The sequence below is a fragment of the Pantoea folii genome, assembly GCF_056678875.1.
This window is the reverse complement of sequence record NZ_JBWXON010000001.1, coordinates 269,625-283,895: the sequence shown is the minus strand read 5'-3', so window position 1 is coordinate 283,895 and position 14,271 is coordinate 269,625. Positions and strand designations below refer to the sequence as shown.

Annotated in this window: 10 protein-coding genes; 5 read left to right on the top strand and 5 right to left on the bottom strand. The window is 52.7% G+C overall.

Annotated features, from left to right (window positions below):
- Positions 1-240: 240 nt before the first annotated feature.
- The gene (locus AC1MDE_RS01395; protein WP_480344145.1) at positions 241-1,539 is read right to left on the bottom strand and encodes a serine hydrolase domain-containing protein; all 1,299 of its coding nucleotides are present in this window, start codon (positions 1,537-1,539) and stop codon (positions 241-243) included.
- Between the two features lie 114 nt (positions 1,540-1,653).
- Between AC1MDE_RS01395 and AC1MDE_RS01390 the strand changes: the two genes are divergently transcribed.
- The 3 genes from AC1MDE_RS01390 to AC1MDE_RS01380 all read left to right on the top strand — a co-directional run bounded on the left by AC1MDE_RS01390 (position 1,654) and on the right by AC1MDE_RS01380 (position 7,069).
- Positions 1,654-2,544, top strand: a complete 891-nt coding sequence (locus AC1MDE_RS01390) for a LysR family transcriptional regulator (RefSeq protein WP_479400395.1) — start codon at positions 1,654-1,656, stop codon at positions 2,542-2,544.
- A 354-nt stretch (positions 2,545-2,898) separates the two neighbouring features.
- The gene (locus tag AC1MDE_RS01385; protein ID WP_480344144.1) at positions 2,899-4,869 is read left to right on the top strand and encodes an autotransporter outer membrane beta-barrel domain-containing protein; all 1,971 of its coding nucleotides are present in this window, start codon (positions 2,899-2,901) and stop codon (positions 4,867-4,869) included.
- Positions 4,870-5,212: 343 nt separating this feature from the next.
- Positions 5,213-7,069, top strand: coding sequence for a hypothetical protein (locus AC1MDE_RS01380; protein ID WP_480344143.1), 1,857 nt, complete (start codon positions 5,213-5,215; stop codon positions 7,067-7,069).
- 91 nt (positions 7,070-7,160) lie between these two features.
- Here the strand turns inward: AC1MDE_RS01380 and AC1MDE_RS01375 are convergent, their stop codons facing one another.
- Complete coding sequence (locus AC1MDE_RS01375) at positions 7,161-8,498, bottom strand: glycoside hydrolase family 10-like protein (RefSeq protein WP_479400086.1); 1,338 nt, start codon at positions 8,496-8,498, stop codon at positions 7,161-7,163.
- A 138-nt stretch (positions 8,499-8,636) separates the two neighbouring features.
- On the opposite strand from AC1MDE_RS01375, the gene AC1MDE_RS01370 reads away from it, so the two are divergent.
- Positions 8,637-8,963 (top strand): hypothetical protein, encoded by a 327-nt coding sequence (locus tag AC1MDE_RS01370; RefSeq protein ID WP_045815361.1) that lies wholly within the window; start codon positions 8,637-8,639, stop codon positions 8,961-8,963.
- Between the two features lie 38 nt (positions 8,964-9,001).
- On the opposite strand, the gene gabP is transcribed toward AC1MDE_RS01370, so the two are convergent.
- Both gabP and gabT read right to left on the bottom strand, forming a co-directional pair.
- Positions 9,002-10,393 (bottom strand): GABA permease, encoded by a 1,392-nt coding sequence (gabP, locus tag AC1MDE_RS01365; protein ID WP_479401660.1) that lies wholly within the window; start codon positions 10,391-10,393, stop codon positions 9,002-9,004.
- A gap of 96 nt (positions 10,394-10,489) precedes the next feature.
- Positions 10,490-11,752, bottom strand: coding sequence for a 4-aminobutyrate--2-oxoglutarate transaminase (gene gabT / locus AC1MDE_RS01360; protein WP_479401659.1), 1,263 nt, complete (start codon positions 11,750-11,752; stop codon positions 10,490-10,492).
- Positions 11,753-11,861: 109 nt separating this feature from the next.
- Between gabT and pdxR the strand changes: the two genes are divergently transcribed.
- Entirely contained in the window at positions 11,862-13,355 is a 1,494-nt protein-coding gene (gene pdxR / locus AC1MDE_RS01355) for a MocR-like pyridoxine biosynthesis transcription factor PdxR (RefSeq protein ID WP_480344142.1), read from the top strand.
- Between the two features lie 55 nt (positions 13,356-13,410).
- Here pdxR and AC1MDE_RS01350 read toward each other — a convergent pair whose 3' ends face one another.
- Positions 13,411-14,268: an aldo/keto reductase family oxidoreductase gene (locus tag AC1MDE_RS01350; protein ID WP_480344141.1), complete on the bottom strand. Its 858-nt coding sequence runs from the start codon at positions 14,266-14,268 to the stop codon at positions 13,411-13,413.
- Positions 14,269-14,271 lie beyond the last annotated feature (3 nt).

The window sequence follows — 14,271 nt, the reverse complement described above, 5'->3', positions numbered from 1 at the left end:
CTTCTTCAGGCAGCAGTCATACCGCCCGCCAGGCATGCAGGTAAATAAGATGGAGTTGTTGTTTTTATTATTATCAGGACGAAAAACTGGCGTAGGAACAAATAACAACACGAGGAGTATTGTAGTACTATGAATCTGGATTGTACTACAATATAGATCACAAAATGAGAGGAAAAGTAAACTAATACCAACAAGCAATTTACCGCGCCACATCACATATATGGCGCGAATAAATGCGGCTTAATGCAACTGTTGCGCAATCGCGCTGTACATCAGAGCCGCTTCGAGTGGCTGCGCGCTGAAGGAGGGTTCAGCCTGAGGCCAGATTGACCATTGTACGATGACCAGGTTTTCTGCACGGTTAACCATAATGATTTGCCCATAAATGCCCAGAGCCCAGAGTGAGTGCTTCAGCCCCTCTGCTGCAGTGGGCACGACATGTTGTGCATTGGTAGGGATAGCATTATTCCACCATTGATAACCATAAATACCCTCCGGATGGGCCGCACTGACAGAGTCTTTTGCCTGTGTCCAGATTGCAGCGTCATTCACCCAATTGTCAGGCAAGATTTGCTTACCATCGGGCAGGCGACCCTCGTTGAGAATAAATTCACCAAAGCGACCCCAATCTTCCAGCGTGGCGTTGACACCATGAGCACCCACGTCATGCTTTCCAGCCTGGTAAGCGTGCCAGACGCCATCACTGGCCATGCCATTGGGTTGCCATACGGTTTGCTGCAGGTAAGCAGCCAATGACATGCCTGTTGCCCGTTCCAGCACATCCCCCAACAACCATGCGCCGCCGGAAGAGTAAGACCACTGTTCACCCGCAGGATGCGCGCGTTTCAGGTAAGTGACGATATGACGCACACAGGCATAGGTACCAGCTTGCGCCTCGCACTGAGTCAACTGCGCAAAGTCAGATTTCGGGTTGGTGTAATCCTCATTCCACGCCACGCCGGAGGTATGCTGAATGAGCTGTTTAAGCGTCACGCCATCCCACGCGGTTCCCTTCAGTTCGGGTTCATATACAGTGATGTTGTCATCCAGTGAATGAATTTTTCCTTGCTTGATGGCGATGCCCACCAGTGTAGATACCACCGATTTCCCCACCGAACGCGAGGTCCACAGTGTGCTGTCGGTATTATCCTCGGCAAAATATTTGTAGGCGACTTTGCCGTTTTTCAGCACCAGCATGCCCGCGACATTTTCACGTTTTAAGTAATCAGCGAGGTGATAGGTGTGGCCATTAACCTGATACTGCGCATCGACTAACAGGTTATTGGCACGCGCCAGTGGCTTCGCTTGCCCATGATGAAACACATCTCCCGCATAATTTCGGTAATCATTACGGAAACCGACTACTCGATCTTTTTGACTCCAGCTCAGCATCTGGTGAGGGTCAGGTAACTGATGATCAAAGGGTGCAGGACAGGGCGTGAGCGCCACGCCATCGCACTCTGTCGCAGCAGTTGCATAGCTACTCACAGCTAGTGAGAGAGAAAACAGCAGGGGTTTAATCACGGTGTGACGTTGCATGAAAAGTGCCTTTGTAGTGCAGTTAAGAGTGCGGCGAGTATAGAAATCTATAGGGCGAGGTTAAAATCACCCCATGGGGGAAATTCCCCCCAAATGTTAGACATAGGATTTCAGATGAATGCGCTGCGCTATTCCTTTTCACAAATTGAAGCCTTTGCGGCGATTGCAGAGTTCGGCACGGTTTCCCGTGCAGCAGAGAAACTGAGGAAAGATCGCACCACCGTGCGCGATCTCATCGATTACCTGGAGGATGCCCTTGGCTACTCGTTGTTTGAGCGTGAAGGGCGCAAATTGGTGCTGACATCCAGGGGGGAGCAGTTACATCGTCAGGCGCATTTGCTGGTGCGTCAGGCTCATGCATTTGAAGCTTTCGCGCAGACCTTGCCGGAGTCGCGCATGCAGCAAATCACGCTGGTGTATGACCCTTTTGTCCCGCAGTTATTTTTGCAGGCATTCATCAGTGAGTGCAGCAGGGCGCAGGTGCGTTTAAGTCTGTGGTGCGCTTCGCGTTTAGAGGCTGAAGAAGCACTGAAATCGGGCAAAGCCGACATGGCAATTTGTCAGGCTGTGAACCGCACGCTGGGTAATGAGATGGAGTGGAGCGCGTTAGGCGCAATTGAACTGAATTTTTACGCAGCAAAAGCTTTATTTGCCGGACAGGAAACGCCGCTGACATTACTTAACCTCGCACTCGAGCCGCAATTAGTGATGCATGCGCAAGCTGATGAGCAAATCACGCAGCGCCTGCAGCTTTCGGGGCAATCGCTATTTATCAACGAACGGGCCATGCTGAAAAGTCTGATGGAGCAGGGACAAGGCTGGGGATTTTTACCTACGCACTTTCAGCCGCAGAAATGGCATCAGGTCGAGGTGCTGCCTACTGAGGTAGGGCATCAAGGACTGAATATTACGCTTGTGGCGTTGTGGGCGCCTGGTGGAAGAAAGCATCCATTGATCCATCATCTATCTGGCAGGCTGCAACAGCTTTGGTTGCAGATGGGGTGAGGTTAAGCTAAACCCAGCGACGGATCTCTGGCTCTTCAGTCGCGTTCAAAAGCTTCAAATCCTAATACTTATATGCCGATACCTCGCCTGGCAGCTCTATCAAAAAAGATATGCTTTATCAGAGCATTACTGTGAGCGAGGTTAAATTCCTAAAAATGCCTGCCGTAATCTTCTGTGCGCAAACTGGTATTACCTTCCATGACTGGCTACACCTTAAACGTCCTTGTTATTTCTCTTTGCTACTTTTCGCATTCTTGATGCGACCTTGCTGGCCTGCGTTGCTGCTGCATGATGCGCACGGCCTACCTTTAAAGCGACCAGACGCGATCCGTCTGGGCCATCACGGAGTTGATGATGATAAAGCGCAAATCTGCACTTTCCGCTGTCGCCGTAGCCACTCTTGGGGCGCTTTTGGCTGCCTCTCCTGCACGTGCATGGGATAGTCTGACGGTGTTTGGCGATAGCCTAAGCGACAGCGGCAACATTGGTCGTTTTACGGCCGATGGCGCGCAGCATCCGCTATACGATGAAATCCTGGCTGCGCATCTGGGTGAAAATTTACAGCCTTCAGATTTGGGTGGCAGCAACTATGCGCAAGGTGGTGCTGTGGCAGTACCTAAACTGGATCCTGATTTGAACACCCAGGATCAGCTGGCGGCCTATCTGCAATCCACAGGTGGACGCGCTGATAGCAACGGCTTGTACATTCATTGGGTCGGTGCAAACGATATTGCCGCCGCCGTCACCAATCCGCTCACCGCACGTGAAACCATCAGCAACAGCGCAATTTCTACGGCTTCCCAGGTCAAAACGCTACTGGATGCGGGCGCGGGAGCGGTCATCGTGCCCAATGTTCCACAATTGGGTCTAACGCCCTACATGGTGCAGATCGTCTTGAGCACGTTAGGAACATCAGCCATGGTCGCGGCTTTTCAGTCGCTCGATAACGCTGAAACACCGGATGATGCCGCCCGTCAACAGGCGGTGAAAGAGGCCTTTACAGCCGCCGCCGGGCAAATTTCGGGTATCCCTGCGGTACGGGATGTGTTGGCACAACAACTGTACGATGCATGGCAAACACTTAGCACGCAGGTCACCGCACTTTCTGATGGCTACAACCAGCAGGAAGAAGCCCAGCTAGCAGCGCTGAAGGGCAATATCGTTCGGGTAGATATTGCAGGACTGTTTAGTGAGGTGGTGGCGAACCCCGTACGTTATGGTTTGACTAACACCATCGGCATTGCCTGTCCGGTGGGCACCTCTGCAGATGAATGCCGCTCCTCTGATGCCGGTTTTAGCAGCGCACAAGATTATCTGTTTGCCGATCGCCTGCATCCCAGCCCGGCAGTGCACGCTATGCTGGCAGATTATATTCAATCGATTCTTGATGCCCCTGCGCAGGTCGCGGCACTGTCGCAATCCACGCTGCTAATGGCGCGCGACATGCACAATACGCTGGATGGTCATTTGCAACAGCAGCGTCAACAACCGGCCAGCGCAGGCCAGTTCACGGTGTTTGGTGGCTACGCCGGGCAGCACGTTGATTATCAAGGTGATGCCTGGAGCAACGGTGATGCAAACACCACCAATCTGACGTTGGGGATCGGCTATCAGCTAACCGATAACTGGCAAACGGGTTTGTTGTTCTCAAACAGCAATCAGCGCATGGATCCTTCATCAAACTATGACTACAAGCTGCGCGGTAATCTGGTGGCGCTCTACAGTCAGCTCACCTTGTTCGATCAAGGCTGGATCAACGCCGATCTCCATTATGCCGATCTCGATTTCGACAGTATCGAGCGTAACATCAACATCGGCCCTGCCACCCGGACTGAACAAGGCAACAGCAGCGGTAAATTACTGGGCATGCGGGTACAAACCGGCTGGGATTTACCCTTGGGGAACCATATCACGACCGGCCCGGTAGTCAGCTATGCGTTGGATTATGGTCGCGTGGGTGGCTATCAGGAAAATGGCAACACCAGTACTTCAATGCGTTATTCGGACCAAACACTTCATTCGCAGATAGGTTCAGTCGGCTGGCGTATTGATAGCCGGGAGTGGGTGATCAATCCCTGGGCGCAGGTGAGTTATAACCATCAATTTGGTGACACGGATGCCACCGTACGCGCGGGTTTGAAATCCACCCAAACCTCGTTTGAACGCACGGTTGAAGCGGGTGATAAAAACTGGCTGGATGTGGCGGTCGGTGCCAATGTGCCGTTGGGCGATACGGTCAATGCCTTTGCTGGCGTGTCCACCGTCGCCAGTAACAGCGATGACCATCAGGTGACCTGGAACGTCGGGGTGAATGCCACATTCTAGGATGATGTGCCAGCAAGTCGTGGCTTGCTGGCACCGTTTTAGCTTCACTTAAATTTCATAAATAAGTGAATAAATCAGTTACCGGCTTAAGGTATTCGATCGGAATCATGCGTAGATTGCTCATTTTTGCGGCCGCGATAAGCACTAATGTTCCTGCGATTATTCTGTAAAATCTCGCCCTTACCGCTGCGCTTTCTTTCTGCAATCATTATCTTGGTTAATTCCATTTATCTGTTGGATGTTTAACGTCTCTAATTTCACTGGCACACATCAACACATTAACTATCAGCTACTTATACTCCATGGGTGCAGTTATTTTCTCTTAATATTTAAGGGGTCCACCATGGTAAGTACGTCCAATAACACCTCGCCGCAAAATGCCGTCAACGCCGCAACGGGTACCGTTGTGCAGTTAAAAACCATTGTTGAATTACGTGCTACTGAACCGACATCCGCCGGGGAAATCGCTTCGGTGCTGGAGTACACCAAAGGCAGCAAAATGGGCGGAGGGGTGTTTGTTTATGACTCCACCGACACCACCAGTGAAGACGATGGTGGGATTGTTTTTATCACTGCCGGCAAAAAGCGCTGGAAGCGTGTCATACAGGACTACAGCACTGTCACGGTGCTTGATTTTGGTGCGATTGCCGATGGCAAGACCGATTGTATTACGGCCGTAAGACGCATGTTTACCTGGTCGCAGCGCGTGCTGCCCGCAGCCGGCATCCGCTTTACGGCCGGGGTGTTTAGCATGTCAACTTTCGACATCTCAGATAAAGAGATCAACCGTTTTAAAGTCTCGGGTGCCAATGTCAATTTTGGCTACTTTCCGACAACCACGTTGGTTTTCAATTGGGAGACCCAGCCACGAGGGCTCCATTTTTTTAAAGTGAATGCGCGCTATGCAGAGATTTCGGGCATTGTGGTGAAAGGCATGAGCTCAAATAACGGCGGAGACGGCGGTACCGCATTTAATAAAGTCGGCTTTTACGCCAACATTATTACTGGCGGGCAGTTTCTGCGCGTGAGCAGTATGGAGTTTCGCTATCTGGGCGGACGAGCACTGGATCTGATCGATACGCTGGATTGTAAGATTGATCAGTTTTATTCAAGAGGCTGTCAGGACAGCATTGTGTATGCGCGCTGGTCCGATCGTGCAGCAGGTGCCTGGGACCACAGCACGGCCATTGAATTATCCAACTTCAATTTGCAAGAAAATACCCTAAGGCCGGTGTTGGATTTACCGCGCTGCACCCAATCCTTTATTCGTAATGGCTGGATTGAACATTCAGAATTCGCCGGGGATTTAACCAATGGCCAGTGGGTGATTGAGGGGCTCGCAATTGAATCAACGACTAATCCGTTAAAATTGGGCTATTGCCGCGCGTTGATCATTCAGAAGAGTATTCATAACCAAAGCGCCGGGTTTGATTACAGCACCGAAGGTATCGAACCCTGGTCACTGCTGGCGGAAGGTGATCGCGGGCTGATGGAAATATCGGATTGGGGTGCCATCATTCAGGGCTCGCTAAACTATGATTATATTACCTCGCAACACCATATGGATAACCGTAGCGATAAAGAGAAATGGTTCTACATTGGCGAATTTAATTTCTCCGATGAAGGGACGCAGATTCACGTGCGTGTGGTGGGGACATCGCAAATATTATCGCAAAGCGCCACGCAAACTCAGTATTCTGGACGAACGCCAGAAGGGGTGGCCAATATTTACCTTCAGGCGCGCAACAATGCCAATACCATTGGCAGCTGGTATGGCGAAGGTTCCTGCCCGGTGACGAAAGTGCATATTGAAGGCGGTGCCACCCGCACGAAGCTCTACGTTAAATTGGCGCAATTCACTGGATTTGCCACCGCGCTGGTGGAAACCAATGGTAAAGATCGCTACAAGGCGGGATTATGTTTTATCTTCCGCAAAAGCTATACCGCCTGCTCTGAAGCCGATGCGCAAAAGTTCGATGCAGCCCCTGTTGTGGCTTTCCAACAGCACTGGATTGGCAATGAAAAAGTGGGTATAGGCTACAATAACGACAAAGAGTTGCTGTTGAACGGGACGCTTATTCTGGGTAAGCCCGAAGAGTACGAGCCAGGCAAATGGCGTACCCGGCGTTATTTGAAAGTTCGGGTTAATGGTGATGAATGGAGCATTCCATTAAATAGTGCAACAGAGCCGTTTATCTGAAAAAAGCCAGCAACATCCGTTGCTGGCGAATTATCATTGAATAATTTGGTTGAAATATGCCGGGAAATCCGGCAGTGATTGGGCTTGAAAATCAACTCCCCCAACGGCTGCGTAAATAATTCACCGCCTGCTGAGTTTGCGGTTGATTAAGGTAGTTTTCGCGGAACAGAATAGTGCCGTTAATTTGTGGCAGAGAGTCATTAAGGTCGAGCTGTTTTTTCAGTTCCGGCACACCACCATCAATGGTCCAGTCTGGCTCCATTTTGGAGGTTTCACCGACTTTATACAGCGCTACACCGATATAGAGCCGGGTGTGCGTGGGTTTGACTACATTGGCCCACCAGTTCGCGAGAACATCATAACGTGCGGCCTGGCGTGAAAATGGCCAGTAGATCTGTGGCGCGATGTAATCTAACAGGCCCATCTGCACCCATTTGCGTGTATCGGCGTAAGCTTCGTCGTAGGCCGCTGCACCGCGCGTGTCTGAGCCTGCGGGATCGTGGGATACGTTGCGCCACACACCAGCGGGGCTGACGCCGAATTCGACATGCGGTTTTAACTGCTTAATGGTGCGGGACACTTGTTCAATCAGCTGCTGAGTATTGTGACGTCGCCAGTCCGCTTTCGAGGCATATCCCTGACCATACTGGCGGAAGGTGGTGCTGTCATTCAGCGTTGAGCCGGGCGATTCCGCATAGAAATAGTCATCAAACTGCACGCCATCGATATCATAATTTGCAACCACCTCGGCCACGATGCTGGTAATCCAGTCGCGGGCATCAGGAATGCCTGGGTCCAGCACAAAGCGATCACCTGCGGTGCGGATCCAGTCACGATGGAGCACAAAAACGCTGGCTGGATGCAGGGAGAGTGTGTTGTTGAGTTCTGCCACCGTCGAGGGTTTCACGTTGGTAGAAACGCGATATGGGTTAAACCACGCATGCACTTTGATACCGCGTTTGTGTGCTTCATCCAGCATAAACTGCAGCGGATCGTAACCGGGATCTTCCCCAATCTTCCCGGTCATCATATCTGACCAGGGTAAGATTTTAGAACGCCACAGTGCCGTGCCGTCAGGTTTCACCTGGAAGAAGACGGTATTAATGCCGAGGCTTTTGAGTTTATCCAGCTTATCGGTCAACGCCTTTTGTTGCTGGCTGATGCGATTTGCCGGGCTGGCATTCACTGAGGCTATGGGTGGCCAGTCAAGGCGCGACACCGTGGTGAGCCACACACCACGCACCGGTTCTGCGCTGGCAACGGGCTGAACAGGATGCGGTTTCGGCGTTACTGTCGGGAACGGGGTGACCAGTGATTTAGGCGGCTCGGAACTGCAGCTGGCTAAAAGCAGTGCAGCCAATAGCGTGGCCATTTTATTCACGGTAGTTATACGGGGAAAACGCGCGGAACAGGCTATGATAAACTCCATTTTTTTCAATTTACTGTTCGAAGAGCCTCATTCTCTTCTCATCAGCCTTAAAGTCAATAAGAGCCCTCGGTAACGTTGTTATGCCATCCATGACGAACGCTGCCCACGGGAACTCACCAAAAACAGGAATACACTGCTATGACCTATGAAGACCTTTACCGCCGCATCGCGATGATTGTTTTCAGCTGTGGACCGCAAGGTGCACGCGAATTAATCGTAAAAGCTGAACTGTTTGCCGATGACGAGGGCGGTGAATACCAGTTCGATTATCTGGATGAAAACGGCGAGCCAGACTGGTTTGAACCGGATGCACAGGCGATTGGTGATTTAACTGAAGCATTGAAAGATTTCCAACACTACTTCGTTGAGCACGATATGACCGAAGGCAAGCCAGTGTGGAATAAATGCGTTGTGGTGATTAACGTGCCCGAAGAGTCAATCAGTATCGATGTGCAATATGAGTAAGGCTTCCGGGCCTCCCAGCCCGGAAATTTCTGGCACTATTATCGCACTGCCACTAACGCCTCGCGCTCGCGCAAAGCGCGCTTACGATGCACGATGCGGCTGGTGATCAACACCGCCAACGTGAGTAGACCGGTGGCAATGATCTCAGAGCGATGCGCCGGCATAAACAGCATTGAGACCAACACTCCCACGATGAACACCATGGTTGCCCAGGTTAAGCCTGGGAACAGCCACATGCGATAACTTAAGATCTCACCCCGTGCCTCGCGCTTTTTGCGCAACACCAGATGCGAGGCCGCTATCACCAGGTAAACCAGTAACGCAATCGCGCCGGAACTGGCTAGCAGGAACTCAAATACCGCTGCGGGTGCCAGATAATTGGCGATCACCGCGAGAAATGCAGCGGCAGTTGAGGCGATGACTGCAACCCAAGGCGTACCGCTGCGCGTGGTTTTTGATGCAGCGGCAGGGGCATCCTGACGTCGAGAAAGCGAATACAGCATGCGTGAAGCCGTATAGAGCGCAGAGTTAAGACAGCTGCACACCGCGATCAACACCACTACATCGACGATTTGCCGTGCATAAGGAATATTCATCATCTCCATCGCCGTTTGATACGAACCGGCTTTCATCAGCGATGGGGTATTCCACGGTACCAGCGCGATAACAATGAAGATCGACAGCAAATAAAACAGCGCAATACGCCAGATCACGGAGTTGGTGGCCTGCGTTATCTGCTTTTTCGGTTCACGTGATTCCGCTGCCGCGATGGTGACGATTTCCGTTCCCATAAAGGAGAACATGGTGGTCAGTATGGCGGCCAGCACGGCACCGATGCCGTTTGGCATAAAGCCGTGCGTGTCATAGAGGTGAGAAATGCCTTGCGTGCTACTACCCGGCATCAGGCCAAAGATAGCCAGACTGCCGACAATCAGGAAGGCGACAATGGCGACCACTTTCAACAAAGCAAACCAGAATTCGAACTCACCGTAATTCTTGACGCTGAACAGGTTGCTGACCGTCAGAAACGTGGTGATCGCCAGGGTATATTCCCACACGGCAATCTGCGGGAACCAACTGTGCAATATCGTGCCTGCGGCATTGGCTTCAAGCGGAATGACCAGCACCCAAAACCACCAGTAGAGCCAGCCAATGGTAAATCCAGCCCAGCGTCCCAGTGATTTATCTGCATAGGTGGAGAAAGAGCCGGAGTCCGGTGAGGCAACGGCCATTTCCGCTAACATGCGCATAATCAGCACCACCAGCGCACCGGCTGCGATGTAGGCCAGTAACACGGCGGGGCCTGCTTCGGCGATAGCATGACCGGAACCGACAAACAGGCCGGCACCTATCACACCGGCAATGGATAACATGCGGACATGACGCGGCTTTAAGCCTTGCGCAAGCGCATCGGCATTCTGTGAACTCATTGTTTTCTCCAGATTGTCTCTCGGGCTGTGATTTGACACAGCCTGGCTGCAGCAGGTGGATGACCAGCCCGCATACGGGCTGGCTAAGCTGGGGGCCTACGAATCCTGGTGCGCGCTCAGCACATGGCTGAGAATCTCCAGCGCCTGGCTGAATTGCGCATCCGGAATAGTGAGCGGATAGAGGAAGCGAATCACGTTGCCCTGCGGACCACAGGTCAACAACAGTAAACCGCGCGCCATGGCGTGTTGCTGGATGGCCTGAGCGGTTTGCGCCTCGGCAAACTCCACCGCGACCATCGAACCTAATGCGCGGATATCGGTGATCGCAGAGCAGTGGCGACGTGCCTCATTGAGGAATTCGACCAGTTGCGCACCCAGTTTCACTGAGCGCTCACACAGTTGTTCTTCAGCAATAATGTCCAGCACCGCATGCGCGGCGGCAATCGCCAGCGGGTTTCCCGCGTAAGTGCCACCCAGACCACCTGGGCCTGGCGCATCCATGATCTCTGCGCGACCACTCACCGCAGACAACGGCATGCCGCCCGCCAGACTTTTCGCCATGGTGATGAGGTCAGGTTTAACGGTGTAATGGTCCATGGCAAACAGTTTGCCGGTACGACCAAAGCCGGTTTGCACTTCGTCGGCAATCAGCAGAATGCCGTGCTGATCGGCCAGCTGGCGCAGGCGAACGAAGAACTCAGCAGGAGCGATGTGGAAACCGCCTTCGCCTTGTACTGGCTCCAGCACAATGGCCGCGACGTCTTGCGGCGCGATGTCCTGAGTGAAGATGTCTTGCAGGCTCGCCATCGCATCATCAATGCTAATACCGGCCACGCTGTTGGGATAACGAGCGTGCCACACGGAAGCAGGCATCGGGCCAAAGTCACGCTTATAGGGGGCCACTTTGCCGGTCATCGCCATCGTCATAAACGTACGACCATGGAACGCGTTACCGAAGGTGATAATGCCGTGACGGCGTGTGGCGGCGCGCGCAACTTTAACGGCATTCTCAACCGCTTCAGCACCGGTTGAGAAAAAGGCGGTTTTGGCTTTACCGGCTATGGGCACCACGCTGTTGATGCGCTCTGCCAGGCCGACATAGCTCTCGTAAGGCGTCACCTGGAACGCGGTATGGGTGAATTTTTCTAACTGTTCCGCGATGGCTTTCACGATGCGCGGATGACGGTGGCCGGTGTTGAGCACCGCGATACCACCAGCGAAATCAATCCAGCTGTTGCCTTCAACGTCACGCAACGTCGCATTCTCTGCCTGATCGACATACCACTGGCAAAGATTACCGGTGCCACGTGGGAGTGCGTCATCTTTACGTTGTTGCAGCTGGCTGTTTTTACCTTCCATAACCTTTCCTTAGCGATAAGCGTCTTTACAAATCACGACAAACACGCTTATTTATCCCTGCGCTAAGGTTTGTTGCCAGAGCCACTTTTACAGAAAAGGATGGAGCCAATTGCGGAGTTTGTACGCCGATCATGTATTAGAACGTTTGCAGTTTATGCCGGAAGGGACGTTGCAGCAGCGCCTGTTGGCGTGTATGCAGGCGGCGATTGTTGAGGGGATTTTTCCACGCGCCACGCGATTACCGGCCACGCGCGATATGGCACGGGAGTTATCGGTGTCACGCAATACCGTACTCAACGTTTATGAAAATTTGATGTCACAGGGCTATGTTACAGCGCGCACCGGCAGCGGAACCTGGATCGCCGAAACCCTGCCGGAAGGTTGTTTAAATAGCCCGCGCAGCGATGAGCTAACGCTGCCGCTTACCGTGAAAACGGCGGCGATTTCTAAACGCGGTGCATCGCTGTTGGGCCATGCCAACGCCTCGCCTTATCAATGGGGCGCGTTTGTACCAGGCGCACCGGACGTGACGCAGTTTCCGCATAAACTCTTTAGCCAGATTCAGGCGCGATTAAATCGCGAACCTGATATTGAACGGCTGATTTACAGCAACAATGGCGGCTGTCCGCAATTACGACAGGCGCTGGCGGACTATCTCAGCGTGGCCCGATCGGTGCGTGCGGATGCGGATCAAATCATCATCACCGAAGGCATCCATCAGGCGGTTGATCTGGTGACGCGCGTACTTTGCGATCCCGGTGATACCGCGTGGATTGAAGAGCCTGGCTACTGGGGAACCCGTAATCTTTTACGCATCAATGGGTTGAAAATACAGGCCATGCCGGTCGACGATCAGGGCATTATTCCTGACTTACCGCCGCGCAGTCGGGCGCCAAAAGTGATATTTGTGACACCGTCACACCAATACCCATTGGGCGTTCATCTCAGCCTTGAAAGACGTAAGCAGTTGCTGGATTTAGCCAGCAAACATAAAACCTGGTTGATAGAGGATGACTACGACAGTGAGTTTCGCTTCGCGGGGCAGCCATTTCCCTCGCTGCAAGGTTTTGAGCCCGATGCGCCGGTAATTTACATGGGCACGTTCAGCAAAACGCTCTATCCCGCGTTGCGACTCGGTTATCTGGTGGTGCCGAAAGCGCTGGCGCAACCTCTACGCGTGGCGGCGGCGGAACTCTATCGCGGTGGGCATTTACTGGTGCAGCGGGCGCTGGCGGAGTTTATCCAGAAAGGGCATTACATGGCGCATATCCGCCGTATGCGCAAACTCTACAGCCAGCGTCGTCGCTTTTTAGCGGGTCTGATTGAGCGTTATCTTGGTGCTGATTTTATGCCGCGCGTCAATCATGAGGCGGGTTTGCATCTGGTGGTGAACTTACCGGCTGGATGTGATGATGTGGCGATTGCCGCACTGGCGCTGCGGCGCGGTGTGAAGGTTAGACCGTTGTCGCAATATTACATGCACCAGCAAGAGCGACGGGGCTTGCTGCTGGGTTATGCCTGCGTGGATGAACGTCAGTGTCAGGATGCGTTTGGTGTATTGAAGGCATGTCTGATGGAGAGCGGGATTTTAGCGCGTTCATAGACGTGTGCGCATGCAATCATAATGTTGGGCGGCCCGGGGGCCGCGTCATTCAGGACTAAGCGATGCCGTTTAAACGTTGCACGACATCGGCACTCAACACCAGATCGCCACTGGCGAGATTCTGCTGGAGATGTTCTGGTGATGAAGTACCGGGAATCAACAGAATGTTAGGCGAACGCTGAAGTAACCAGGCCAGCGCGACCTGCAATGTGGTGGCATTCAACTCGTCTGCCACCGCCGTAAGCTGCTCGGATTGCAGCGGCGAGAACCCGCCCAACGGGAAGAACGGCACGTAAGGAATACCCTGTGCAGCCAGTTGATCAACCAACGCTTCATCCTGGCGATTTGCCAGATTGTAGAGATTCTGCACACAGGCGATGGGCGTCATTTCCTGCGCATCTTCCACTTGTTTGGCCGTTACGTTGCTCAGACCAATATGCTTAACCAGTCCGCGCTCTTTAAGCTTGATTATCGCTTCGACCTGCGGTTCCAGTGAGCCTTCTGCAGGTGCGTGCACGTCGAGCATCGAACGCAGATTCACGACTTCCATCACCTCCAGACCAAGATGGCGCAGATTGTCTTCTACCGCCTGAGTCAACTCATCGGGGGAGAAAGCGGGCAACCAGCCTCCTTTCGCATCACGACGAGCACCGACTTTGGTGACGATCACCAGATCGTCGGAATAGGGATACAGAGCTTTCTTTATCAGTTGGTTAGTAATGTGCGGGCCATAAAAGTCGCTGGTATCGATATGATTGACGCCAGCAGCCACCGCATCACGTAGTACCTGTAATGCCCGATTCTCATCGGCTGGCGGCCCAAACACGCCTTTGCCGGCCAGCTGCATGGCGCCATAACCGAGGCGTTTAACCTGACGATCACCCAAAGTATAGGTATTTGCGTTGTGAGACATGGA